Genomic DNA, 24,270 nt, shown 5'->3' with positions numbered 1-24,270 from the left:
CAGACTGGCCGGGTTTTTGAATCAGACAAACTGCATTATTTGTCGTCGCGTTTCACTTCTTTGAAATCAGCGTCAACAACGTTGTCGTCTGCTGGCTGAGCCTGTTCAGCACCTGGCTCACCCTGGGCTTGCGCCTGTGCCTGCATGTCAGCGTACATTTTCTCGCCCAGTTTCTGCGATGCGGTTGTCAGCACTTCGACTTTGGCATCGATCGCAGCCTTGTCGCCATCTTTGAGCACGTCTTCGAGCTCTTTGAGGGCCGCTTCGATCGCTTCCTTGTCGGCCGCTTCCAGCTTGTCGCCGTATTCGGTCAGTGACTTGCGGGTTGAATGAACCAGCGCGTCGGCCTGATTACGGGTCTGGGCCAGCTCGGCAACACGATGATCTTCGTCGGCGTGTGCTTCAGCATCTTTAACCATGCGCTGGATTTCGTCTTCAGACAAACCGGAGTTGGCCTTGATCGTGATTTTGTTTTCCTTGCCGGTACCTTTGTCTTTTGCAGATACATGCAAAATACCGTTGGCGTCAATGTCAAACGTTACCTCGATTTGTGGCAGGCCACGTGCAGCAGGTGGAATTCCTTCCAGATTGAACTCGCCCAGTGCCTTGTTACCGGCAGCCACTTCACGCTCGCCCTGGAAGACCTTGATGGTCACCGCAGGCTGATTATCCTCTGCAGTAGAGAATGTTTGCGTGAAACGGGTTGGGATCGTGGTGTTTTTCTGGATCATTTTGGTCATGACGCCGCCCAGGGTTTCAATACCCAGAGACAAAGGAGTCACGTCCAGCAGCAACACGTCTTTACGATCACCAGAGAGCACAGAGCCCTGGATGGCAGCACCGGCAGCCACGGCTTCGTCAGGGTTCACGTCTTTACGTGGATCCTTGCCGAAGAACTCTTTCACTTTTTCCTGCACTTTGGGCATACGGGTCATACCACCGACCAGGATCACGTCGTCGATATCGGATACTTTGACACCGGCATCAGTAACCGCTGTACGGCAAGGTGCAATCGTGCGTTCGATCAGATCTTCAACCAGCGCTTCCAGTTTGGCACGGGTGATTTTCAGCGTCAGGTGTTTAGGACCCGAAGCATCGGCCGTGATGTAGGGCAGGTTGACTTCGGTCTGTGCGGTGGAAGACAGCTCGATTTTGGCTTTTTCAGCGGCTTCTTTCAGGCGTTGCAGCGCCAGCACGTCTTTACCCAGGTCAACACCCTGCTCTTTTTTGAACTCGGCGATGATGTAGTCAATAATGCGCTGGTCAAAGTCTTCACCACCCAGGAAGGTGTCACCGTTGGTAGACAGCACTTCGAACTGTTTCTCACCGTCAACATCGGCGATTTCGATGATGGACACGTCAAATGTACCGCCACCCAGGTCATAAACCGCGATTTTGCGATCGCCTTTTTCGGTTTTGTCCAGGCCAAAAGCCAGGGCAGCCGCTGTTGGCTCGTTGATGATCCGTTTCACTTCCAGACCGGCAATACGGCCTGCATCTTTGGTTGCCTGACGCTGACTGTCGTTAAAGTAAGCAGGCACCGTGATAACGGCTTCGGTTACTTCTTCGCCCAGATAGTCTTCGGCGGTTTTTTTCATTTTACGCAGGATTTCAGCAGAAACCTGAGGAGGCGCCATTTTTTTGCCGCGCGCTTCAACCCATGCATCGCCGTTATCCGCTTTGATAATAGCGTAAGGCATCAGATCAATGTCTTTCTGAACTGCTTTTTCTTCGAATTTGCGGCCGATCAGGCGTTTTACCGCGTAAAGCGTATTGGTCGGATTGGTTACTGCCTGACGTTTGGCTGGTGCGCCAACCAGGGTTTCGCCATCTTCCATGTACGCAATAATAGAAGGCGTCGTGCGCGCGCCCTCGGCATTTTCCAGAATCTTGACGTTATCGCCGTCCAGCACTGATACACAGCTGTTGGTGGTACCCAAGTCAATACCAATGATTTTTCCCATTTGAGTCTACCCTATAATCAAATAATTCAAAATAATGGATCCTGCCGGCACCTTGGATGCGATACAGGATCTTTCGTTGTGTTGTACGTGGGGCTGGCCGTTTGCGATTTCAAGAGAAAAAAACCGGATTTTTGTGATTTTTTTGCATTTCTGGCACGTTTTTTGATCGCAAACCGCCATTCCGACAGAAATATGACCGGCAAGACCGAGCCTGCCGGCGCATTATAGTCAGCCCTGACCTGCTGAAACGGTCACCAGTGCGGGACGCAGGACCCGATCGGCGATCGTATAGCCTTTTTGCAGGGTATTGGCCACGGTGCCGGAAGGCACGTCTGCCGGAACAGTAGAAATGGCCTGATGTACGTGCGGATCGAACTTGTCGCCGGCGGCGGGCGCCACTTCCTTGAGATTATTGCGCTCAAAGGCCGCAGCGAGTTGACGCAGGGTGGTTTCAAGTCCTTCACGGAGTGATTCGAATGACTGATTTTCCTGCGCCAGCGCCGCTTCCAGGCTGTCGCGTACAGGAACCAGGCTTTCAGCAAAGGACTCGGTGCCGAATTTACGTGCTTTGGAAACATCTTCCTGGGCGCGGCGGCGCACATTTTCCATTTCGGCATGCGCGCGCAGCAACTGATCGTGATACTGGCTCACTTTGGTTTCCAGCTCGGTGTATTTCGCCTCCAGATCGTCCATGACTGCACCGGCTTCGTCCGGTTCTGCTCCGGTAGCGTCGGCCTGCTGGTTTTCTTCGTTTTCTGCCTGCTGAGGCTGGTTCTTATTGGGGTCAAATTCCTGTGTCATTTTTACTCCTGCGTCAAATCAATATGGTTATCCCCGAAAATGGGGTCGGCACCGAAAAAATCAAGGGTATATCGGGGGCGTCCAGGCGAAACCCCGAAAAGGGTTACCCGCTAGCGCGCTATTGACCGCCTGATCGTGCCGATCAAAAATCGTATTCGGCTTCTACTTGTTGTCCGATATGCAGCACATCACTGACCTTGTCGGTGAGCACGGCGTTCACACCAAACAACACGCCCAGTTCTGCGCTGCGGGTCTGCATCAGGGTGATACCGGGCTCATCGGCCACCGCCGCTGTTGCCGGATCAACATTGGGAATCGGGCAACGCGGGCACGGCTTGACCAGCGCAAAATGCAGCTGGCCGGCGCGCAAGCCGAAAATATAGTCCTCTTCGTATTCAGGCAGGCCTTCGAGCACAATATTGGGTCGGAAGCGGATCATGCCCACCGGCGCAACGTCTTTGGCCGCCAATTGGTGGTTGAGTGCGTCCAGCGAAGCGATATTGGTAATTAAAAAAGGAAACCCGTCGGCAAAGCCGAACGTCTGGTCCTGAGCTGTCAGGGACCGCCAATCCTGGTGCCGTGCCTGCCAGCTATCAGGAAATTCGGGGGTAACACGACGCTGCGACCGGGCATGCAGGCGTAACAGGCGGCAAGGCTGGCCCAATACCGCGCTGAACCAGCGATCCGCCTCTTCGCTGACCACAGCACCCAACGGGAAGCCGGACCAGACCCTAACCGACACCGGCGCCTCTTGCTGTGATGCGTCCGCGAGCGAAACCGTCAGCGCCGGCACGCCAGGTGCATGCACCACCATTTGCGCCAGTTCAGGCTGCAAGGCAGGTTGCACCAGCACCATGCGCGGTACGGTGCGCTGGGTCATCATATTGCCGGCCGCATCCACCAGAATGAACTGGCGATCCCATTTCACACCGGCCGCGCTGATACAAGCCTGGTCCAGTGCAATGCCGGCGCACGACTTAATTGGGTAAACGAAAAGACCACGGATAACGACTGCCATAACCATTCTCTAAAAAAGTAGACATGTATTGCCGCCCCCCATGCACCCAGGCAGCAGAACCCAGGCACCAGAGCGGACTTAAACCCTGAGAGACCTTTACGCGTCCGGCTGGGGCCAGCCGGCGAGATGTTGCCGAACCAATCCTGCCATGGCGCGAATCCAGTCAGGGTGATCGTTCAGGCAGGGAATGTAACGGAACTGCTCACCACCGGCCTGACTGAAGGCACGCGCGCATTCAATGCTGATTTCCTCAAGCGTTTCCAGGCAATCGGCCACAAAACCCGGGCACAGCACATCAACGTGACGAATATTGTCGCCCGGATAAGCCTGCAGCACCGACAAAGTGGCAGGACCGAGCCATTCTGCCCGGCCGAAGCGGCTTTGAAAAGCGATGTCTATCGACACCTCTTCCGCAGCGAGTCGCAACTGCAGCGCCTCGGCAGTGGCCGTACAATCCTTCAGATAAGGGTCACCCAGCTCCACCGAGCGCTTGGGCAGACCATGAAAGCTAAGCAACAGTTGCTGCGGCTTGCCGTGCTCGCGCCAATACTCGCGCACATTTTGCGCCAGGGTATCAAGATAACCGGGCAACTGATGAAACCGCTTGACGAAACGCAACTCAGGCACATCACGCGCCTCGCGATGCAGCGCCAGTGTTCGTTCGAAAATGGTAGCGGTTGTACTGGCGGCAAACTGCGGATAAAGAGGCACAACCAGAATGCGTTCGCAGCCTGCGTCACGCAGTTGGGCAAACGCCTGCTGCATGGAGGGCTCGCCATAGCGCATGGCCAGCACCACGGTGGCCGGAACCTGCTCATGGTCCAGCTGGGCCTGCACACCCTGGGCCAGGCGCCTGCCATAAACAAGCAGCGGCGACCCCTCTTCCATCCATATCTGCCGGTATTTTGGCACCAGTTTGGACGGCCGCAGAGGCAGGACTGCGAGATTGAGTATCGGCTTCCAGAGGGCAGGCGGGATTTCAACCACGCGCGGATCGGACAGAAACTCCGACAGATAGGCCCGGATTGCACCCGCATCGGGACTGGCCGGGGTGCCCAGGTTGATCAGTACAACTCCTGTATTCATGCTTTCCTGTAGATTGCGGATAAGATGCTGTCCACCTGACTGTCCGCCAGACACGGACGGCGCGGCAACTCACAAAAAGCGCCCCGCATGGCAGCTTTTACAAATGCAATATAGAGATAGGATTGTACCCGGATTGGGCGCTGGCCATGGGCACGGCGCCCGCAACTGTCACAATGGGCCGGCGTGTACTGCCTGCTGTGGCAGAATCCGCAAGCCCTGCTATTGATGACTAAGCGCGTTAGACAACAGCCTGGCGGTCAGATCCACGATAGGAATCACGCGATTGTAGGACATGCGGCTTGGGCCGATCACGCCAAGCGTACCTACAATTTGCCCGTCAACGCCATAGGGCGCCGTGATAACCGAGACGTCTTCCATGGGCACGAGGCGCGAATCACCGCCAATGTAGATTTTCACACCCTGCGAGCGATCGGTCACATCCAGCAGTTGCATCAGATCGGTTTTCTGCTCGAACAGCGAGAACATCTTGCGCAGGCGATCCATATCGGCGGCAAAATCCTTGATTTCCAGCAGCCGGCGCTCGCCGGATATAACGACGGACGACTCCTGATCGTCGTCATTACCGGCGTCCACCGCAGCCTGCATTAATGAAGAAATTTCTTCTTTGAGCTGATTAAGCTCTGCGCCGATCTGCTCGCGCACCTGTTCGAATGATTTGCCGGCAAAATTATGGTTGAAGTAATTAGCAGCTTCAATGAGCTGGGCTTCGGTGTAATCGTGCACGGGCGACAGAATTCGGTTCTGCACATCGCCATCGGGGGTCACGATTATGAGCAGAATACGCCGCTGCGACAGGCGGATAAACTCAATCTGGCGAAATACCTGGGAACGCTTGGGAGTAAGCACCACGCCGGCAAACTGGGTCAGATTGGACACCAGCGATGCCGCCACGCTCAGCGCCTTGCTGGGCGCCGTGTTGGAAAACACTTCATGCAATTCTGAGGGTTCTTCCAGTTCATACGGCTTGATCACCAGCAGATTGTCCACAAACAGGCGATATCCCCGGGGCGTTGGGATCCGACCAGCCGAGGTATGCGGGCTGTGAATCAGGCCCAGATCTTCCAGATCCGCCATTACATTGCGAATGGTGGCCGGTGACAGCTCGAACAGCTTGGACAGTGTTCTTGAGCCTACCGGCTGTCCGTCATCAATATATCGCTCAATCAGAGCTTTCAAGAGTGCGTTTGCGCGATCATCCATTGTGAGTCTGTTATGGTTTGTACCAAGGGATATTTTACGGGCACGTTAATTGTTAAACCTGCTGTCAATGTAGAATAACGTATTATGACGGTTGCCGTAGGTTTCCTTTTCGGTACTTCTGTTATTTTTCATTGTCGTTTCGTTTATTGTATATGGTTTCATTATGCATTTTTCAACCATAGCGCTGGTCGGCAGATATCACGACTCTGGTCTTGATGCCCCGTTGCGTGCGCTGGCAGAGGTGCTGCACGCGGCTGGCCGACAGGTTCTGATTGAAAAGGAAACGTCCGAGAATACCGGCGTGTCCGAGTATCCCACGGCCACAACCGCTGAAATCGGCAGCCAGGCTGACCTGGTGATTGTCATGGGCGGCGATGGCACCATGCTCGGCGTTGGCCGTCAACTGGCCCAATATGACGTCCCCCTGCTGGGCATCAACCACGGGCGGCTCGGCTTTATCACCGACATCCCGGTGCAAAATGCCTTCGAGGCCATCGAATCGGTACTTGATGGCCAGTACGATATCGAACACCGCACGCTGTTGCAGGCCTCGGTTGTACGCGACGATAAAACCCTGACCTGTGCCCTGGCCCTGAATGACGTCGTGCTGAACCGGGCCAGCCGCGGCGGCATGATCGAGATCTGTGTGGAATACAATGAAACGCTCATGTATCGCCAGCGGGCCGACGGCCTGATCGTTGCGACCCCTACCGGTTCTACCGCCTATTCGCTAAGCGCCAGCGGCCCGATCCTGCACCCGGCAGTCAACGCATTTTTGCTGGTTCCGGTTGCCCCGCAAACGCTCTCGAACCGCCCAATTGCGGTGCCCGATACCGGCACCCTCACGCTGACCCTAAGCGAAGTGGGTCGGGTGGAAACCGGCGCCAGCGTGCATTTCGATATGCAAACCTGGTCCGATCTGCAACTGGGCGACAAAATTGTTGTAACCAAGGCAGATCACCAGATTCGTTTTCTGCATCCCAAAGGCTACAACTTTTTCTCTACCCTGCGCCAGAAGCTGCACTGGAACATCATGCCCGACGCCAGTTAGCACCCGCCGGGCCCCCAGATTTACCACCCAGCAATCCCATTCATCACAGAAGTACGTATTCATGCTCCGTTCCCTGCATATCCGTGATTTTGTCATTGTTGAACAAACCGAACTGCACTTTGACGCCGGTTTCTCGGTCTTTACCGGGGAAACCGGTGCGGGCAAATCCATTCTTATCGATGCACTCGCGCTCACCCTGGGTGCCCGTGGCGACAGTGGCGCCATCCGCGAAGGCGCGGACAAGGCCGACATCAGCGCCATCTTCGATGTTCCCGACTCGCTGCGTACGCTGCTGGCAGAGCAGGAACTGGAACCGGAAGACGATCAGCTGGTGCTGCGCCGGGTCATTGACCGGGCCGGCAAATCCCGGGCATTTATCAACGGCGTACCAGGCACCCTCGCCCAGCTCAAGACCGTAGGCTCGTACCTGCTGGATATTCATGGCCAGCACGCCCACCAGAAGCTGCTGCAACGCAACGAACAGCGTATCCTGCTGGATGCTCATGGACAGCACGAAACGCTGGCCGCCCAGGTTCGCTCACATTGGACAGCGTGGCAGCAGGCACAGCAGAAACTGGAGCGGGCACGCAGCAGCCAGCGTGACGCAGAAGCAGAGCGGGAACGGCTGGAGTGGCAACTGAACGAAATCAGCCAGATCAATCCGGGCAAGGACGAATGGGCGACGGTCAATGCTGACTATAATCGGCTGGCCAACGCGTCTGCGCTGCTTGAAGGCGCGGCGGGCGCACTCAACCTGCTGGATGGCGAGCAGACGTCAGCACTGGAAATACTGAATGCAGCGCTGCACCGCATCGAACCCTTGCTGCGCAACGATGAGCATTTGAAAGGCGTGTACGACGCCATTGAATCGGCGCGCATCGCGACCACGGAAGCCGCATCCGATCTTGCCAGCTATCTGGACAAGGCCGAGCTGGACCCGGAGCGCCTGGCGGAAACCGAGACACGGATGAGCGCCATGTTCGCAACCGCCCGCAAATTCCGGCTCGAACCTGAAATGCTATACGATCGCCTGCAGGAACTGACTCAGGCCCTGGAAGCGCTGAACAATGAATCAGACCTGGCAGGACTGGAACAACAGGTCACTCGTCATGAAGCGGCGTATCGCGATACAGCTGAAAAACTGACCCGGGCGCGCCAGGCTACGGCAAGCACTTTGTCCAAAGAAGTCAGCAAAGCGCTGCAGACCCTGGCCATGAAAGGCAGCACATTTGAAATAACCATACAGCCGGCGGAACCGGGTGCGTCGGGCATGGACAATGTGCAATTTAACGTTGCCGCCCACACCGGCAGTGAACCGCGCCCTCTGGCCAAAGTCGCGTCCGGCGGCGAACTGGCCCGGATATCACTGGCCCTGTCGGTCATGGCCAACCGGGCACACCAGGTACCTACCCTGATTTACGACGAAGTGGATACCGGCATTGGCGGCGCGGTTGCCGAAGTGGTCGGCAAGCTGCTGCGCGATCTGGGGCGACATCACCAGGTGCTTTGCGTGACACACCTACCGCAGGTAGCCGCCTGCGCACATCACCATTTCGAAGTGCAGAAAAAACAGGGTAAAAAAGAGACGGTATCGCGCATTGAGTTGCTGGATGAACAGGCTCGCATCGAGGAAGTGGCCCGTATGCTCGGCGGCGTCAAAATCACCCAGACCACGCGCCAGCATGCCCGTGAAATGCTGACTCACAGCGACTGAGCACTGCCCTCGTACAGTGCAACACGCCGGCGCTCCAGGCCGTAGAACGAAGGAAGGTAGAACGAAGGAAGGTAGAACGAAGGAAGGTAGAACGAAGGAAGGTAGAACGCAGGGTGGTATAGCGCCGGGAGATAAATCATCGAACCATAAAAAAGGCAGATCGCAATCTGCCTTTTTTGGCAATACCGAATTCAACGGGTCATGCCATCTGAAATAAACCAGGTTACGTCGCAGGGAAGGCGCGTTGCCACCCCTGAGTCGACGCTCTAGCGACGGTGCCGGGTTTCGCAATCACCGCAAATGCCATAAAGAACCATGGCATGGCTTTCCAGCAGAAAGTTATTGTCCTTGGCAACTTTAGACTGGCGTTTTTCAATTTCAGGGTCGGAAAACTCAACAACTTTTCCGCAAACAGAACACACAAGGTGGTCGTGATGATCGCCATCATCCAGTTCGTAGACAGCCTTGCCATTGTCAAACTGGCTTCTGGACAGGATGCCTGCCTGCTCGAACTGCGTGAGCACCCGGTATACGGTGGCAAGGCCGATATCAACGTTTTCAGAAATAAGCAGACGGTAGACATCTTCGGCACTCAGGTGACGTATTTCTGCTTTGCGGAAGATATCCAGGATCTTGAGCCGGGGGAAAGTGGCTTTGAGACCCATGCTTTTCAATTCACTGGGATCATGTAATTCGTTCAAGGCTCGCTCGCTGATAAATGGGAGGTGGATAAAGATATTGCGGAAAACACGCTTCCGACTAATTTTTGAGATTACCTGGCTAAACAATCCTATTGATTGCCCAGAACTATTATCATAACGCTTTTACGAGTCCAAATACAGGAACGTCGCCAAGTCATGAACCAAACACGCCTTTTCCCCCGTATCCGGTATGGTCTGGTCGCCTCCATTACAGCACTTGCGGTGCTGGGTGGCTGCGCCTCAGGAGAATGGGGTTTCCCATACAGGCCTTCTGTGCAGCAAGGTAACTGGATCACCGCCGAAGATGTCGCTCTCCTGCAAAAAGGCATGACAGAGGATCAGGTGCGCTACGCACTGGGCTCACCAACACTCAAAGACATATTCCACCCCGATCGCTGGGATTATCCGTATTATTTCAAACCCGGCTACGGTGATCCCGTACAACGCAAGTTTTCAGTCTGGTTTGTGAATGGCCGGGTAGACCGCTGGGAAGGCGATGAACAGCCCTCTTTCCAGCCCTTCAAGCAGGAAGCACGCCTGTACCGGCCAGGCGATAAAGCGCCCGAAACCGAAGTGACGGACCCAAATGCTTTGCAGGCCGCACCGGCTGGCACAGACAGCAACGGCGTTACTACCTATCCATTGAATGACGGCAGCACGCAGGGAACTGCTGCGTCGCCATCCAATGATCAGATCAACATCGAACCGGCCCCCGGCGCAACCCGCACCCAGTAATCCGGCATTCTATCCTGCGCCCGAGCCTGCGATTCGGGCGCAGGATACTCGTTGCCGTCGGCAGTATTGCCGGTTTCAGTCCTTTTCATTTGCATGCCCACATCGGCCTGCACCCTTCTTCAGGAAAATATCCCATCATGCGTATTGCCATTTCCGGAGCCAGCGGTCGTATGGGCCGCATGCTAATCGAAGCTGTTCTGGCACACCCCGAACTCACGCTTGCCGTTGCACTGGATCATGCCAGCAGCAGCCATCTTGGTGAAGATGCAGGTGCCTTCCTGGGCAAAAATACCGGCGTGCAACTGGGCAGCGACCTGACGGCACTCAAAGACTGCGATTGCCTGATAGACTTCACGCGCCCTGAAGGCACACTGGCACATGTGCAGGCTTGCGTAGAACACAATGTCAAAATGGTCATCGGCACGACGGGTTTCGACGCCGCAGGCCAGGCAGCGATCGCATCAGCTGCCGGGCACATTGCCATTGTCTTTGCACCGAACATGAGTGTTGGCGTTAACGCCACGCTGCGACTACTTGAACTGGCCGCAAAGATGCTCAACAGTGGGTATGACGTAGAAGTATTCGAGGCACATCATAAACATAAGGTAGATGCGCCTTCCGGCACGGCACTGATCATGGGCGAAACCGTTGCCAACGCCTGGGGTAAAAAACTGGAAGACATTGCAGACTGGAGCCGGCACGGCCATACCGGTGCACGCAAGGACGGCCAGATCGGCTTTTCTGTCGCACGTGGCGGCGATGTTATTGGCGATCATACCGTGATGTTTCTGGGAACCGGCGAGCGCATCGAGATTACACACAAGTCCGCCAGCCGCAGCACCTATGCTCAGGGCAGTGTCCGGGCAGCTTTATTTTTGCAGGATAAATCAGCCGGCCTGTTTTCCATGCAGGATGTGATTGGCGGCTAGGGGCCAATCAAGGCCAGGGTCACTGGCGATATATCATTGATGCTAAAGTAGCGGCTGCCATCAGGCAGCCGTTTTTGCATCTGTGATATTGCCGTACGAATGAAACGGCTGGCGACGAAGCACTCCGACAGCAACCGTAATGGCAGTCGTGATGATAGCCAGCAAAGGAAACCAGCGAAGTGAACTGCGCTCCCACCGGATTAGTCGAAAAGCACCGGCTCACGCTCAAGCGTCACATCGAATTTCTGCCGCACTGACGCAACGACCGCATCTGCCAGGGCCAATACATCTGCTGCCGTGGCACCGCCGTGATTAACAAGCACCAGCGCCTGGCGTTGATGCATACCAACAGGCCCAAGCGAGCGCCCCTTCCAGCCGCTTTGTTCAATCATCCAGCCGGCGGCCAGCTTGTAGCTACCGTCGGCTTGTAGATACGATACGAGCGCCGGATAGTCTGTTTTCAATTGTGATAACTTTGCAGCAGACACAATCGGATTCTTAAAAAAAGAACCGGCGTTACCAATTTTGGCCGGGTCTGGTAATTTGGCCTGACGAATCCTGCACACTGCATCAAAAATCTTTTGTGGCGTGGCGCCCTGGGCAAGCTCAGGATCATTTTTCAGATCGGGATAGCTCGTGACCGGCACCCACTGTTTGGGCAGCCGAAAACGAACCGCCGTAATCAGATAGCCCTGCCCCAGCGGTTTCTTGAAAATACTGTCGCGATAGGAAAACGCACATTCCTGCGCGGTGAACAGGCGAGGCTGGCCCTGAGCCAGATCCCAGGTTTGTACGCTCTCAATCCGATCCATGACCTCGACACCATAGGCACCGATATTCTGTACCGGACAGGCCCCCACTGTACCGGGAATCAACGCAAGGTTCTCCAGCCCGTACCAGCCATGGCGAATACACGCGCCAACAAAGTCGTGCCAGACCTCTCCGCCTGCTGCCTCTACAATAAAAGCGTCGGATGTTTCCTCGACCAAGCGGATTCCCTTCAGTACATTATGCAAGACAGGTCGCGACAGGTGCTCGCGCAGTATCAGGTTGCTGCCACCGCCCAGCACATAGATTGGGACACCTGCCCTCTGCTGCCATTGCGTGATTGCAGGCAATTGCCGTTCGCTGTCGAGGCGAAAATAATGGGCGGCATGCGAGACCAGCCCCAGTGTATTGAGGCCCGTAAGATCCTGGCTTGTGTCATCCCGCATAAAAAAGCATCCGCTAGTGTGAAATTAATTTGACATTATAATTAATTTACTGCTATAGTTTCGCCTCTTCGCAAAGAGATTCATGTGGCAGCAGCGGCTGTTCCGTTATGGCGATGGAGTCATCCCGGTGATGCATAAACAACACAGAATCGAATTTTTGAAGAACGCAGCAAAAAAATTGTTGCAAATCTCAAATAGCTTGTATATAATTTATGGCTTAGCTGATCGAGATTGCAAATGCAGTTACAGAATAACTAAACACTATTCGGATAAATGCAAAGTGATTTTTTAGCTGAAAATGCGGGAATAGCTCAGTTGGTAGAGCGCAACCTTGCCAAGGTTGAGGTCGCGAGTTCGAGCCTCGTTTCCCGCTCCAAATTCTAAAGAAAGCCCAAACTTCGGTTTGGGCTTTTTTGCGTTCTGTGGTGAACTGGTATGGCTCGACAGCGCTGAGCATTACTCAGCGCGCGAAAAACAGTCTGGAATCAAGCGCATCAGCCTGCGCGGCGAAGTCGCGTGGGCGGCGCTTCTGGAAGGTTGCGAGGTTGGCGAGCTTCCAGCGCAAAGCCGGCAATTGGTCGGCATGCGAACATCCCAACAATGACCAGTCGGGTTGGGCGCGGGCCAGTCCGCTCAGGAACTGCTGGTGGGCGACACTCAACCTACGCGACAGTTCCTGGCGTAGTTGAGTACGAGCCCCGACCAAAACCTCAAGCGGACAAACCACTTCAGTCATGCCCACGAAAGCACGCTCATATTCGGCGGTGATGTCCTTGTCGTTCCCAAACAGCACCTCATGAGTGGGCCGGTTGTGCCCTGCTAGATAGATTACGAAGCACTCGACCATAGCATCAGTCAGACCTCCGGCCTGGAACAACTGCCAAACGTCGAACAGATCCCTCGGATGCTGGCGATCCAGAGCAGCAACCAGCTTGCCTGCGTAGAGTTCGTCCGGAGCGAGAATCGGCGCCGCGAATTCAACCCCGAACAAATCGCCAGTACGGACACACAAGGGCCTGCGCTCGATGGGCAACACCGTACCACGGAATACGACATTGACCTCAACCTTGACCTGGCTAGTCTCGCTCTCGACGATCAACTTGGTGTCACCAAGTTCCTTGCTGCGGATCAGCCGTGTCTGTAGGCCAAGGCGTTCGACGCGCCTGGCGATAGCCGCCAACTCCTGATTGATAGCCTGCAATGCCTCGTCGCGTGGTGTCTGCCAGAGGCAGTAAACCACATCCATATCCACTGACAAACGGGGCATGTCCCGCAAGAACAGATTGATAGCCGTGCCTCCTTTCATGGCGAAGATGTCGTTCTCAAACACGTCGGGCGCGATGTTCAGCAACAGGCGAACGGTATTGGCGTAGTATTTATCCATGAGGCTTCAGGCTTAAAAGGGTTCCATCGTCCAGCCGGGTTATCCAGCGACTGTCGCTGCCGTAGCGGATCGGGTAATGCTCGAGCAGCTCATCGGTGTCGATGAGGCCGGTTTCCCGCGCCCAGGTCAGGAACAGGCGCACGGTCTTGACGCTAGTGCAGGAAGCCAGCAGCCGTCCAAACATATCCTGGCGAGGTGAGCGCAAGCCGTCAAACAGATTGCGGGATTCGTCGAGGCTTTCCCGCGTCCCGGTATCGTAGAGCAGTTCCAGAACGGCACGCTCGGGTACAGCCACCCGCAGCCCAGAGGGCTGCCCGGGGGGCGTGTGCAGCGTCTTGCTGGCGAGGTCATCATCGGGCCAGTCAAATAGCCTTGCATTGACGTAACGCGCTGGAAACCGAGTGGTGAACCAAACAGGCAACACAAAGCGAGCCTCGCCCCAGAGCACCAACGTTTCCCTGAAAGCAAGATTGTGCCGAACCCCTTGCAGCGCCAGGGCGCTTTTGCCACCAACGTGCAACCCGGCAACCCGCTCTTGCAGGAGCAGTAGTGCTCCGCTAACATCAAAGTTGTCGTTGGGATAGGCATAGACGCCGTGCCCCAGGCGCACCAGCCAACCGCTCTCGGCGTAGCGGGCTGCCAGTTTGGGAGACACGTTGAAGGGTTCAAGCGTTGCGAGATCGAACGGCGCTCCCCTGGGAAGTTCCGCCTGCAGACGCTTGATTATTTGATGTCTTGAATGTTCACTCATATACGAAATATACGTCAAAATCTAATCATCATCCAGTGATATTGATAGATCGTTATATGAAATTCACCTCATAGTAGAATTTAACGACAAAATCTAAACTTATCCCGTGAAATTGAATAGCAGGAACAAGCGAGTGGCAAGGCACTGATCTTTTTCTAAGTCAACAAGATCCTTGCGAGTCGAATAATTTGATATAAATCGGTTTGGTAGATTGGGATATGGAGTTCAATATGCAAACATTTACGGTCAATGAAGCAAAAACACAGTTTGATGAACTGATTGACCAAGTACAACGCGAACCGATCCTGATAACAAGGCACAACAGCGTCCTCGGCGTTATGGCATCTGGGCAGGACTACCAAGCAATGCGCGTATTCTTTGCAGATCGACTACAACGCACCTTAACGCAAAGTGCTAAAGAGGCACGATCCAGAGGTTTGACGGAAGAGCGACTAAAACAGCTTATGGCCGACGAGCATTAAATTGAACAAACTAAACCCAGGAACTCGCTACCGGTAAATACACTGGCAACCGTTGTACGCGAAACGCCAGCACGCCGGGCCAGCGCCTCCTGACTCAATCCCGCTTCCTTACGGACGCTACGCAGCACATCTGCGACACCTGCTAATGTTGTCACTATATCCTCTGGGCATCAAAGTTAAGGCTTATGCCTAATAATGTAGCCCAAGAGCGTCAAATCATTCAATAACGAGTCAATTTATAGCCCATCAGATACAACAACTACTTTAATAAAGAGCCGTTTGAGCGAAAGCCACAGTGAGGTCCAACAATTACCCAAAGCCCAACGCGAGCCTTATTTCTCCAGACCAGAATGGAAAAAGCCCGAACCAAAGTTCGGGCTTTTTCCGTTTAGCTTCCATATTTAGCAGGAAAGCACGCTTCCCCTGCCATCACAAAAACCACACTTATCAGTGCCTGCGCAGTGTCAGCGGCTTCAGCTTGCGATTGATCCACAATGCCAGAATCGTACCGGCAGCGCCGGACAGCAGGTAGAGACTAACCGCAACCAGACCGAACTCCATGGATAGGCCCAGCGCCACCAGCGGTGCGAAGGCTGCGCCCAGCAACCACGCCAGGTCTGACGTTAACGCTGCCCCGGTGTAACGGAAACGTGAGGAGAAATTGGCCGTGACCGTTCCGGACGACTGACCATAAGACAAACCAAGCAAGGCAAAGCCGATCAGGATAAACGCATCCTGCCCCGTCGTACTGCCATGTAACAGCACCGGCGCAAAACACGCAAAAATCGCGATGAGAAGGGCCAGAGCCGTGAGTGTGGTACGGCGCCCGATGCGATCGGCGATCACGCCCGACACAATGGTACCAGCCATGGCGACAAATGCACCGATCACCTGAATCACCAGCACCTCATTGATAGACTGCGTGGCAGTCAGCGTAATCCAGGAGAGCGGGAAAATGGTAACAATATGGAATAAGGCATAGCTTGCGAGTGCAGCAAACGCGCCGATGAACAGATTGTATCCCTGCCCCGCGAGCATTTCCCTGACGGGAATCGGTTCCAGCTCGCCCTCTTCCAGCAATTTTGTGTATTCTTCAGTCAGCACCAGTCGCAAGCGCGCAAACAACGCTACTACGTTAATGGCGAAGGCCACGAAAAACGGATAACGCCAGCCCCAGCCCAGGAAGTCTTCGACTGCCAGGGTGGAATGCAGGAACAGGAACAGGGCACTCGCCACCAAAAAGCCCACAGGTGCGCCTAACTGGCCAAGCATGGCATACCAGCCCCGGCGCTCCTTAGGTGCGTTCAGCGCCAGCAGCGATGGCAGGCCATCCCATGAACCACCAAAAGCCACGCCCTGCAGACTTCTGAACACGATCAACAGGATAATAGACAGTGCGCCCTGCGATTCGTAGGTTGGCAAAAATGCAATGCCCGCCGTTGCCGTACCAAGCAGAAAGAGTGCCAGCGTCAGCTTGGTTCCCCGCCCCCAGCGCTTCTGAATACCCATGAACAGGGCCGTGCCGAAAGGACGGGTAATGAAGGCTGCGGCAAAAATGGTGAACGAATAAAGCGTTCCGGTCAGCGTGTCGACAAACGGAAAGAACAGTGCTGGAAAGACGAGCACTGATGCCAGACCGTATACAAAGAAGTCAAAATACTCGGAGGCACGACCAATGACGACACCAATGGCTATTTCGCCGGCAGCAACCGGACCATGGCCGTGGCCGGTCGTTTGCTCTCTGGCATCACTTTCCATCGTACGCGAGGAGGGTTCCGTGTTTATCTGGTCAACGCTTGACATCATAAGTTCAATTTCAGTTAATATGAGCTAAAGACGAAGGATCGCATCTGCCGCGCATTTACACCATAGGACAAAACGTCCAATTCCTAATGGGAACGGTTTAAGTATATGCTATATTTTTTCCACGGTTCCACGCTGGCTACTTTTTGGCATGCTTCAATCCAAAACATTTCGACTCCTGGCCCTATTGGCAATTGTCCCCGTTCTTGCGGGGTGCAACGCAGTTCTGCTCTCACCTTCCGGCGATATAGCGCTACAGCAGCGCAACCTGATCTATATTTCAGTTGCATTAATGCTGATTGTGATCCTGCCGGTCATTTTCCTTACATTGTTCTTTGCGTGGCGTTATCGCGCATCTAACACCAAGGCAACCTATGCGCCGGAATGGAATCATTCTACGCTCATCGAACTGGTCATCTGGCTGGTTCCCCTGCTTATTATCATTGCACTGGGTGCCGTCACCTGGGTCAGCACGCATAAACTGGACCCCTATCGTCCACTTGAACGTATTGACGCACAACGTGCGCTGCCAGCTAACGTTAAGCCGTTAACGGTAGAAGTCGTCGCGCTGGACTGGAAATGGCTGTTTTTCTACCCCGAGTACGGTATTGCAACTGTCAATGAACTGGCGGCGCCAGTGGACCGCCCGATTGCGTTCCGGCTGACATCATCCAGCGTCATGAATTCCTTCTTTATTCCAGCGCTCGCAGGTCAGATCTACACCATGGCCGGCATGGAAACACAACTGCATGCAATCATCAATAAGGAAGGCGTCTACGACGGTTTTTCCTCTAATTACAGTGGTGCCGGTTTCTCTGGCATGCGCTTTAAATTCCATGGCCTGAATACAGAAGCCTTCGATGCATGGGTAAAAACAGTCAAGCAAAGCCCGACTGAGTTGAGTCGAGTAGCCTATCTGCAACTGGAAGCGCCCAGCGAGCGTGAACCGGTACGACATTACTCCAGCGTCGCATCCGGTCTGTATGACGCTATCCTGAATCGTTGCGTCGAACCCAACCGCATGTGCATGCGCGACATAATGGCGATCGATGCGAAAGGGGGGATGGGTGTGCCTGGCTTGTACAATATGGCTGAACTGGATCAAACCACCCGAAGCAACCTCGGCCTGGAGAACGTGCAACATCGGGTCTATGTGAGTGCCTTTTGCACGACCACAGACCCCGCCTTTGCCTCGCTTAAACTGATGAATGCTGCACCCTGAGGCGATGTCCTCAGTAAGCACTATCCCGGCCAATAGTATTGGCCGTCACTCTATTTTCAATAATTTGAGCCCATGGATCTGAATTCCCTTATTTTCGGTCGCCTCAGTTGGGACGCCATACCCTTCCACGAGCCTATCCTGATCGCCACCTTCGCGGTCGTGTTAATCGGCGGTGTCGCCTTGCTTGCCGCAATCAGCTACTTCAAGCTGTGGCGCTACCTTTGGGTGGAATGGTTCACCAGCATTGACCATAAGAAGATTGGCATCATGTACATGATTCTTGGTCTGATCATGCTGTTGCGCGGCTTTTCCGATGCCATCATGATGCGGATCCAGCAGGCCATCGCTTTTGGCGATTCCACTGGCTACCTGCCACCTCACCATTACGACCAGATCTTCACCGCCCACGGCGTGATCATGATCTTCTTCGTCGCCATGCCACTGGTTACGGGCCTGATGAACTATATCGTCCCGCTGCAGATCGGTGCACGGGATGTCGCCTTTCCGTTCCTGAACAACTTCAGTTTCTGGATGACCACTGGTGGCGCCATTCTGGTGATGATTTCCCTGTTCATTGGTGAGTTCTCCACCACTGGCTGGCTGGCCTATCCACCACTGTCCGGTATCCAGCACAGTCCCAGTGTCGGGATGGATTACTATATATGGGCCTTGCAGGTGGCGGGGGTTGGTACAACCCTATCGGGCATTAACCTGATTGTCACCATCGTCAAGATGCGGGCTCCCGGCATGGGCATGATGAAAATGCCGGTGTTCACCTGGACGTCACTGTGTACCAACGCCCTGATTGTGGCATCGTTCCCCGTGCTGACAGCCGTTCTGGCCCTGCTCACACTGGATCGCTATGTTGGCACTAATTTTTTCACGAACGATCTGGGCGGCAACCCCATGATGTACGTGAATCTGATCTGGATTTGGGGCCACCCTGAAGTTTATATTCTGATTCTGCCATTGTTCGGCGTCTTCTCTGAAATTGTGTCCACGTATAGCGGCAAACGCCTGTTCGGCTACGCTTCTATGGTGTACGCGTCTGTCGTCATCACCATTCTGTCGTACCTGGTCTGGCTGCATCACTTTTTCACCATGGGTTCGGGTGCCAGTGTCAATTCCTTCTTCGGTATTGCCACAATGATCATTTCGATTCCTACCGGCGCCAAGCTCTTCAACTGGCTGTTCACCATGTATCGCGGCCGAATCCGCTTCGATGTCCCTATGATGTGGACCATTGGCTTCATGGTAACCTTCGTTATCGGCGGTATGACAGGCGTGATGCTTGCCATCCCTTCGGCCGATTTCGTCCTGCACAACAGTCTCTTCCTGATCGCACACTTTCACAACGTGATTATCGGTGGCGTGTTATTCGGCCTGTTCGCCGCGATCACTTACTGGTTCCCCAAAGCATTCGGTTACAAGCTGGACCCATTCTGGGGCAAGTGCTCGTTCTGGTGCTGGCTGATCGGCTTCTACATGGCTTTCATGCCACTGTACGTACTGGGCTTTATGGGTGTTACCCGTCGCCTGAGCCACTTTGAAGATCATTCCCTGCAGATCTGGTTCCAGATCGCTGCAGTGGGCGCGTTCATCATTGCGCTGGGCATTGCCTGCTTCCTGATCCAGCTGGTTGTCAGCTATATCAAGCGTGATTCACTGCGCGACGTGACCGGCGACCCATGGAATGGACGCACACTGGAATGGTCTACTTCATCGCCTCCTCCTGTCTATAACTTCGCGTTCACCCCGCAAGTACATGACAGCGATGCCTGGGCACAGATGAAACAGCACAAGGTACAACGTCCGCAAAGCGGCTTCCTGCCGATCCATATGCCCGCCAATACCGGCGCCGGCATCATCATCGCCGGTCTTTGCACACTGCTGGGATTTGCGCTGGTGTGGCATATGTGGCTTGTCAGCGCCGTAACCTTTGTCGCCATGATTGGCGGTACCATTTACCATACGTTCAACTACAAGCGCGATTATTACATTCGTGCAGAAGATGTTGCCCGTACCGAAGCCGAACGCACTCGCCTGCTTGCAAACCATGTCTGATACTACTGCCATTTCCCCCCGAGAAGTCGCGGCCAACGCGCCACTTGATTTCTACCTGAAAGAAGATCACCACCCGCAGAACGGTACCTCACTGGGGTTCTGGATCTACCTGATGAGCGACTGCCTGATCTTTGCCTGCCTGTTCGCCGTGCATGGCGTAGTGGGTCGCAATTATGCGGCAGGCCCATCCGGCGCAGACCTGTTTGAACTGCCGCTGGTGGCGGTCAATACAGCCATGCTGTTGCTCTCTTCCATTACCTACGGGTTCTGCATGCTGGAAGCCCAGCGCAATCGCCTGCGTCCTGCCATGATCTGGCTGGGTATTACCGGCCTTTTCGGACTCGCCTTCCTGGGATTGGAACTATATGAATTTGCTCATCTGTTCCATATCAATGCCGTTCCTCAGCGCAGCGCATTCCTGTCCTCCTTCTTTACGCTGGTGGGCACACACGGTCTGCACGTGACCTTCGGGATCATCTGGCTGGTCACGCTGCTGTTTCAACTGAAAAAGCATGGCCTGATTCCTGAGAACCGGCGTCGCCTGATGTGTCTGTCCATGTTCTGGCACTTTCTGGATGTTATCTGGATCGCCGTATTTACCTTTGTCTACCTGATGGGTGTCCTGCCATGACCTCACCTTCCGATACAACGCATCACCACGCAACCACACATGACGATCACCATGATGGTGACGGACACGCCGAAAGCACCTTTCGCGGCTACATGACAGGTTTCATCCTGTCTGTCATCCTGACCATCATTCCTTTCTGGCTGGTCATGGGTAACGTGTTCGAAAAATCCGGTGTTACCGCCCTGGTTATCCTGGGCCTGGGCGCCGTACAGATGTGTGTGCATATTGTGTACTTCCTGCACATGAACACGCGCGCTGAAGGCGGCTGGAGCATGCTGGCCATGATCTTTACGCTTATCATCGTCGTCATCGCACTGGCCGGCTCGCTGTGGGTCATGTACCATCTGAACACCAACATGATGCCCGATATGATTCACGACATGAAAGACATGCTCTGATTCACGCTTTCCGCGGACCCCGCAGGCATACCGGTCACAACGACTTGGTAGCGCCTGGGGGTCCGGCAGGAGACTACCGTCAACACCCCTTCTCTTCCCCCCCTTCCCCAACCTGATTCTCCTCGTCCGAAACGGACCTGGGTGCTTGTCATCTGGCTACTGATTGCCACCCTGGTTTTTGCCGGCTTTTGTGCGCTTGGTATCTGGCAAGTGGAACGACGCGCCTGGAAACTGGATCTGATAGAACGAGTGGCGCAGCGTATTCATGCTCCGGCCGTCGCACCGCCGGCTCGCAGCGACTGGAATACCGTTACAGCGTCCCGCGATGAATATCGCCGCATCAGGCTGCACGGCACCTATCTTTATGAAAAATCTGCGCTGGTGCAGGCATCAACCGTTCTTGGTACCGGTTACTGGGTTATGACGCCTCTACTGCTTGATGATCAGAGTACCGTCCTGGTCAACCGTGGCTTTGTTCCTCAGGCGCAAAAGAGCGGCGCCTGGCAGCACAGTCAACCGGCTGCCGGCAAAGTCACGCTGACCGGCCTGATGCGCCTGACCGAACCTGGTGGCGGCTTTCTGCGCGACAATCGTCCGCAAGAGGATCGCTGGTTTTCCAGAGACGTGCAGCAAATTGGACAAAGCCGTGGGTTAAGTCAGCTGGCACCCTATTTCGTCGATGCCGATGGTCCCGGCGCCCGCATTTTTCCCGGCACTTCATCTACTTCGCCATCCGATAGCAATGAACCAGCGCAGGCGACAGCCGCAAGCGCCTCGGGTCAGTTGCATATTGCAGATGAATATCTGCCTGTGGGAGGCCTGACGGTAGTATCATTCAATAATAATCATTTAATGTATGCCATCACCTGGTTTGGTCTGGCCATACTGGTCATCTTCGCCGTGTGCTATGTTTGGCGCGAAGAGTTTCGCATCCGCAAGCCGGAAAAATAACTCGCCGTTTTCCAGCATAGGCCTGGCGACAACCCCAAGGCATCTGAATTGGACCCTTTTCAAAACCAGTCCACCCTGAGTCGGACTACATTTCTGCAGGCAACGGATTTAGGTGGCCTTGATGATGGCAATGCCACCGGCCGCAAGAATATGCTGCAATTGATCCAGTTACGCTGGATTGCCGTACTGGGTCAGGTAATGACCATTCTGGTAGCGCAGTTTCTGCTGGATCTTGAGCTTCCGCTCAAACACATGCTGGCCCTGGTATTGCTGCTGGTACTGTTCAACGTGGGCAGCATGCTGTTCCTTCGTGCGGGCAATCCCGTCAGCAACACCCAGCTTTTTGTCGCACTGCTGGCCGATGTGGGCATACTCACCGCCCAGTTGCACTATAGCGGCGGTGCGAGCAACCCGTTTATTTTTCTGTTCCTGCTACAACTGACACTGGCAGCGGTTCTGCTCACGCCGCGCAGCACATGGATCATGGTGGGCATTACCAGCGCCTGCTTTGCCTGGCTTGCACTGTCAAAGCAAACGCTGATTCTGCAACCCGCCCATGAACAGGGTCTGAACAGCCTGTACGTCGTGGGCATGCTACTGTGCTTCACGCTCAATGCAGCTTTGATCATGGTGTTCATGACACGCATCAGCCGTAACCTGCGCATGCGCGATACCCACCTGGCCGCCATGCGCCAGGCTGCCGCAGAAGAAGAACATATTGTCCGCATGGGCCTGCTGGCATCCGGCGCTGCGCACGAACTGGGCACACCGCTATCTACGATGGCGGTCATTCTGGGCGACTGGCAGCATATGCTACCCTTTACCAAGAGTCCGGAACTGCTGCAGGAAATCGATGAAATGCAGACTCAGGTCATGCGCTGCAAGGCGATCGTTACCGGCATTCTGGTCTCTGCCGGTAAAACACGCGGTGAATCGCCAACTGAAACCACCGTGCACAAGTTTCTCGATCAGGTACTGGAACAATGGCGGACACTTCGCCAGCCCAGGCAGATGCTTTATGAAAACCATTTTGGTCAGGATATGCGCATCGTCTCAGACTCTGCTTTGCAGCAGGTCATTTGCAATATTCTGGACAATGCACTGGAAGCCTCTCCGGACTGGCTGCGGGTGGAAGTGATTCGTAAGGAAGATAATCTGATTCTGACCGTCATGGATGACGGTCCTGGATTTGCCCCGGACATCCTGGCGCATTTAGGGCAGCCTTACAATTCAAACAAAGGCCAGCCCGGCGGCGGGCTTGGTCTGTTTCTCTGCGTCAATGTTGCCCGCACCCTGGGTGGCAGTATTACCGCACAAAATCTGCTGTCCGGCGGCGCATCAGTTACACTGTCACTATCCCTATCAGCCATCAAACTGGAAAACGGAGAGGATCATTGACGACCGAAGACATCACTAAGGGTGAGCTACTCATCGTGGAAGACGATGCAGCGTTCGCACGCACACTCAGCCGCTCCCTGGAACGTCGAGGTTATCACGTTGTCACTGCCAACAGTCAGGAATCCTTGCTTGCCGTTCTGGAGCACAGCACACCCGGCTATGCTGTTGTTGATCTGAAGCTGAAGGGGGATGGCTCCGGGCTGGACTGCGTGAAGACGCTGCATGCCCATCATCCTGACATGCTGATCGTCGTACTGACCGGATTTGCCAGTATTGCCACAGCTGTTGAGGCCATCAAGCTGGGCGCATGCCATTATCTTGCCAAACCGGCCAATACAGATGACATTGAAGCCGCCTTTGGACGTTCGGACGGCGTGACCGACGTGAAGGTTACCGCACGCCAGTCGTCCATCAAGACGCTGGAATGGGAACGCATCCACGAAACACTCGCAGAAACAGGCTTCAATATTTCAGAAACAGCCCGCCGCCTGGGCATGCACCGCCGCACACTTGCCCGCAAGCTGAACAAACAACAAGTGAAATAGCGTCATTACAGACGCAATTGACGTATTAAAAGCCAGCCGGCGACCACGATATTTAACGTCCATCAGCAAAACACAATAACAGTTGTCATCAAACACCAGAACGACAACTGGCATCTATTATTTTTCGCTCCACGCTCGTCTGCGTTGCTTTTTCCCTGATTTATCAATATGATGCGCTTCAATCATAATCACAACCTCCGTCAACTG

At 54.6% G+C, this 24,270-nt stretch carries 23 protein-coding genes and 1 tRNA gene; 13 read left to right on the top strand and 11 right to left on the bottom strand.

Going from position 1 to position 24,270, the window contains the following annotated elements:
* Positions 1–35: 35 nt before the first annotated feature.
* The 5 genes from dnaK to hrcA all read right to left on the bottom strand — a co-directional run bounded on the left by dnaK (position 36) and on the right by hrcA (position 6,090).
* The gene (gene dnaK, locus MIM_RS06125; RefSeq protein WP_025371881.1) at positions 36–1,964 is read right to left on the bottom strand and encodes a molecular chaperone DnaK; all 1,929 of its coding nucleotides are present in this window, start codon (positions 1,962–1,964) and stop codon (positions 36–38) included.
* 228 nt (positions 1,965–2,192) lie between these two features.
* A complete protein-coding gene (gene grpE, locus MIM_RS06120; RefSeq protein ID WP_025371880.1) occupies positions 2,193–2,765 on the bottom strand; it encodes a nucleotide exchange factor GrpE in 573 nt (190 codons plus the stop codon).
* 142 nt (positions 2,766–2,907) lie between these two features.
* Positions 2,908–3,783, bottom strand: a complete 876-nt coding sequence (locus MIM_RS06115) for an MOSC domain-containing protein (protein WP_025371879.1) — start codon at positions 3,781–3,783, stop codon at positions 2,908–2,910.
* Between the two features lie 96 nt (positions 3,784–3,879).
* Positions 3,880–4,869 carry a ferrochelatase gene (gene hemH, locus MIM_RS06110; protein WP_025371878.1) on the bottom strand — a complete coding sequence of 330 codons (990 nt, stop codon included), beginning with the start codon at positions 4,867–4,869 and terminating at the stop codon, positions 3,880–3,882.
* A 219-nt stretch (positions 4,870–5,088) separates the two neighbouring features.
* Entirely contained in the window at positions 5,089–6,090 is a 1,002-nt protein-coding gene (gene hrcA / locus MIM_RS06105; RefSeq protein ID WP_025371877.1) for a heat-inducible transcriptional repressor HrcA, read from the bottom strand.
* A gap of 163 nt (positions 6,091–6,253) precedes the next feature.
* Between hrcA and MIM_RS06100 the strand changes: the two genes are divergently transcribed.
* The gene (locus tag MIM_RS06100; protein ID WP_025371876.1) at positions 6,254–7,141 is read left to right on the top strand and encodes an NAD kinase; all 888 of its coding nucleotides are present in this window, start codon (positions 6,254–6,256) and stop codon (positions 7,139–7,141) included.
* A 61-nt stretch (positions 7,142–7,202) separates the two neighbouring features.
* Positions 7,203–8,855 (top strand): DNA repair protein RecN, encoded by a 1,653-nt coding sequence (gene recN, locus MIM_RS06095; protein WP_025371875.1) that lies wholly within the window; start codon positions 7,203–7,205, stop codon positions 8,853–8,855.
* Positions 8,856–9,121: 266 nt separating this feature from the next.
* Here the strand turns inward: recN and fur are convergent, their stop codons facing one another.
* Positions 9,122–9,556: a ferric iron uptake transcriptional regulator gene (gene fur, locus MIM_RS06090; RefSeq protein ID WP_025371874.1), complete on the bottom strand. Its 435-nt coding sequence runs from the start codon at positions 9,554–9,556 to the stop codon at positions 9,122–9,124.
* A gap of 156 nt (positions 9,557–9,712) precedes the next feature.
* Between fur and MIM_RS06085 the strand changes: the two genes are divergently transcribed.
* The gene (locus MIM_RS06085) at positions 9,713–10,291 is read left to right on the top strand and encodes an outer membrane protein assembly factor BamE (RefSeq protein WP_025371873.1); all 579 of its coding nucleotides are present in this window, start codon (positions 9,713–9,715) and stop codon (positions 10,289–10,291) included.
* A 137-nt stretch (positions 10,292–10,428) separates the two neighbouring features.
* On the top strand, positions 10,429–11,220 hold the full coding sequence (gene dapB, locus MIM_RS06080) for a 4-hydroxy-tetrahydrodipicolinate reductase (protein ID WP_025371872.1): 792 nt from the start codon (positions 10,429–10,431) through the stop codon (positions 11,218–11,220).
* 200 nt (positions 11,221–11,420) lie between these two features.
* Here the strand turns inward: dapB and murB are convergent, their stop codons facing one another.
* Positions 11,421–12,434: a UDP-N-acetylmuramate dehydrogenase gene (gene murB / locus MIM_RS06075; RefSeq protein WP_025371871.1), complete on the bottom strand. Its 1,014-nt coding sequence runs from the start codon at positions 12,432–12,434 to the stop codon at positions 11,421–11,423.
* A gap of 300 nt (positions 12,435–12,734) precedes the next feature.
* Between murB and MIM_RS06070 the strand changes: the two genes are divergently transcribed.
* Positions 12,735–12,810: transfer RNA gene (locus MIM_RS06070), tRNA-Gly, on the top strand.
* Positions 12,811–12,894: 84 nt separating this feature from the next.
* Here the strand turns inward: MIM_RS06070 and MIM_RS06065 are convergent.
* Both MIM_RS06065 and MIM_RS06060 read right to left on the bottom strand, forming a co-directional pair.
* Positions 12,895–13,818: a nucleotidyl transferase AbiEii/AbiGii toxin family protein gene (locus MIM_RS06065; RefSeq protein WP_025371870.1), complete on the bottom strand. Its 924-nt coding sequence runs from the start codon at positions 13,816–13,818 to the stop codon at positions 12,895–12,897.
* On the bottom strand, positions 13,811–14,569 hold the full coding sequence (locus MIM_RS06060) for a type IV toxin-antitoxin system AbiEi family antitoxin domain-containing protein (RefSeq protein ID WP_025371869.1): 759 nt from the start codon (positions 14,567–14,569) through the stop codon (positions 13,811–13,813). The genes MIM_RS06065 and MIM_RS06060 overlap by 8 nt, the downstream gene beginning before the upstream one ends.
* 230 nt (positions 14,570–14,799) lie before the next feature.
* On the opposite strand from MIM_RS06060, the gene MIM_RS06055 reads away from it, so the two are divergent.
* The gene (locus tag MIM_RS06055) at positions 14,800–15,051 is read left to right on the top strand and encodes a type II toxin-antitoxin system Phd/YefM family antitoxin (RefSeq protein ID WP_025371868.1); all 252 of its coding nucleotides are present in this window, start codon (positions 14,800–14,802) and stop codon (positions 15,049–15,051) included.
* On the opposite strand, the gene MIM_RS22420 is transcribed toward MIM_RS06055, so the two are convergent.
* Entirely contained in the window at positions 15,048–15,206 is a 159-nt protein-coding gene (locus tag MIM_RS22420; RefSeq protein ID WP_084458929.1) for a helix-turn-helix transcriptional regulator, read from the bottom strand. The genes MIM_RS06055 and MIM_RS22420 overlap by 4 nt on opposite strands.
* Positions 15,207–15,498: 292 nt before the next feature.
* Positions 15,499–16,809, bottom strand: a complete 1,311-nt coding sequence (locus MIM_RS06050; RefSeq protein ID WP_042070022.1) for an MFS transporter — start codon at positions 16,807–16,809, stop codon at positions 15,499–15,501.
* A 196-nt stretch (positions 16,810–17,005) separates the two neighbouring features.
* On the opposite strand from MIM_RS06050, the gene cyoA reads away from it, so the two are divergent.
* The 7 genes from cyoA to MIM_RS06015 all read left to right on the top strand — a co-directional run bounded on the left by cyoA (position 17,006) and on the right by MIM_RS06015 (position 24,063).
* Positions 17,006–18,076 carry a ubiquinol oxidase subunit II gene (cyoA, locus tag MIM_RS06045; RefSeq protein ID WP_025371866.1) on the top strand — a complete coding sequence of 357 codons (1,071 nt, stop codon included), beginning with the start codon at positions 17,006–17,008 and terminating at the stop codon, positions 18,074–18,076.
* Between the two features lie 72 nt (positions 18,077–18,148).
* Complete coding sequence (gene cyoB, locus MIM_RS06040; RefSeq protein WP_025371865.1) at positions 18,149–20,140, top strand: cytochrome o ubiquinol oxidase subunit I; 1,992 nt, start codon at positions 18,149–18,151, stop codon at positions 20,138–20,140.
* A complete protein-coding gene (cyoC, locus tag MIM_RS06035) occupies positions 20,133–20,771 on the top strand; it encodes a cytochrome o ubiquinol oxidase subunit III (RefSeq protein WP_025371864.1) in 639 nt (212 codons plus the stop codon). The genes cyoB and cyoC overlap by 8 nt, the downstream gene beginning before the upstream one ends.
* The gene (gene cyoD / locus MIM_RS06030) at positions 20,768–21,169 is read left to right on the top strand and encodes a cytochrome o ubiquinol oxidase subunit IV (RefSeq protein WP_025371863.1); all 402 of its coding nucleotides are present in this window, start codon (positions 20,768–20,770) and stop codon (positions 21,167–21,169) included. The genes cyoC and cyoD overlap by 4 nt, the downstream gene beginning before the upstream one ends.
* Positions 21,170–21,310: 141 nt before the next feature.
* The gene (locus MIM_RS06025; protein ID WP_025371862.1) at positions 21,311–22,120 is read left to right on the top strand and encodes an SURF1 family protein; all 810 of its coding nucleotides are present in this window, start codon (positions 21,311–21,313) and stop codon (positions 22,118–22,120) included.
* A 48-nt stretch (positions 22,121–22,168) separates the two neighbouring features.
* Positions 22,169–23,518 (top strand): ATP-binding protein, encoded by a 1,350-nt coding sequence (locus tag MIM_RS06020; RefSeq protein WP_025371861.1) that lies wholly within the window; start codon positions 22,169–22,171, stop codon positions 23,516–23,518.
* Entirely contained in the window at positions 23,515–24,063 is a 549-nt protein-coding gene (locus MIM_RS06015) for a response regulator transcription factor (protein WP_025371860.1), read from the top strand. Before MIM_RS06020 ends, MIM_RS06015 begins: the two co-directional genes overlap by 4 nt.
* Positions 24,064–24,270: the final 207 nt, after the last annotated feature.

This window comes from Advenella mimigardefordensis DPN7 (genome assembly GCF_000521505.1).
GTDB lineage: Bacteria > Pseudomonadota > Gammaproteobacteria > Burkholderiales > Burkholderiaceae_B > Advenella > Advenella mimigardefordensis.
This window is presented reverse-complemented; position numbering and strand designations above follow the sequence as displayed.

Coding starts and splice junctions, on each gene's coding strand:
- MIM_RS06065 (WP_025371870.1), bottom strand. CDS start 13,818: ATGGATAAATACTACGCCAATACCGTTCGCCTGTTGCTGAACATCGCG.
- MIM_RS06050 (WP_042070022.1), bottom strand. CDS start 16,809: ATGGAAAGTGATGCCAGAGAGCAAACGACCGGCCACGGCCATGGTCCG.
- cyoD (WP_025371863.1), top strand. CDS start 20,768: ATGACCTCACCTTCCGATACAACGCATCACCACGCAACCACACATGAC.
- MIM_RS06055 (WP_025371868.1), top strand. CDS start 14,800: ATGCAAACATTTACGGTCAATGAAGCAAAAACACAGTTTGATGAACTG.
- dapB (WP_025371872.1), top strand. CDS start 10,429: ATGCGTATTGCCATTTCCGGAGCCAGCGGTCGTATGGGCCGCATGCTA.
- MIM_RS06060 (WP_025371869.1), bottom strand. CDS start 14,569: ATGAGTGAACATTCAAGACATCAAATAATCAAGCGTCTGCAGGCGGAA.
- cyoA (WP_025371866.1), top strand. CDS start 17,006: ATGCTTCAATCCAAAACATTTCGACTCCTGGCCCTATTGGCAATTGTC.
- recN (WP_025371875.1), top strand. CDS start 7,203: ATGCTCCGTTCCCTGCATATCCGTGATTTTGTCATTGTTGAACAAACC.
- hrcA (WP_025371877.1), bottom strand. CDS start 6,090: ATGGATGATCGCGCAAACGCACTCTTGAAAGCTCTGATTGAGCGATAT.
- MIM_RS06100 (WP_025371876.1), top strand. CDS start 6,254: ATGCATTTTTCAACCATAGCGCTGGTCGGCAGATATCACGACTCTGGT.
- cyoB (WP_025371865.1), top strand. CDS start 18,149: ATGGATCTGAATTCCCTTATTTTCGGTCGCCTCAGTTGGGACGCCATA.
- cyoC (WP_025371864.1), top strand. CDS start 20,133: ATGTCTGATACTACTGCCATTTCCCCCCGAGAAGTCGCGGCCAACGCG.
- MIM_RS06085 (WP_025371873.1), top strand. CDS start 9,713: ATGAACCAAACACGCCTTTTCCCCCGTATCCGGTATGGTCTGGTCGCC.
- hemH (WP_025371878.1), bottom strand. CDS start 4,869: ATGAATACAGGAGTTGTACTGATCAACCTGGGCACCCCGGCCAGTCCC.
- MIM_RS06115 (WP_025371879.1), bottom strand. CDS start 3,783: ATGGCAGTCGTTATCCGTGGTCTTTTCGTTTACCCAATTAAGTCGTGC.
- dnaK (WP_025371881.1), bottom strand. CDS start 1,964: ATGGGAAAAATCATTGGTATTGACTTGGGTACCACCAACAGCTGTGTA.
- grpE (WP_025371880.1), bottom strand. CDS start 2,765: ATGACACAGGAATTTGACCCCAATAAGAACCAGCCTCAGCAGGCAGAA.
- murB (WP_025371871.1), bottom strand. CDS start 12,434: ATGCGGGATGACACAAGCCAGGATCTTACGGGCCTCAATACACTGGGG.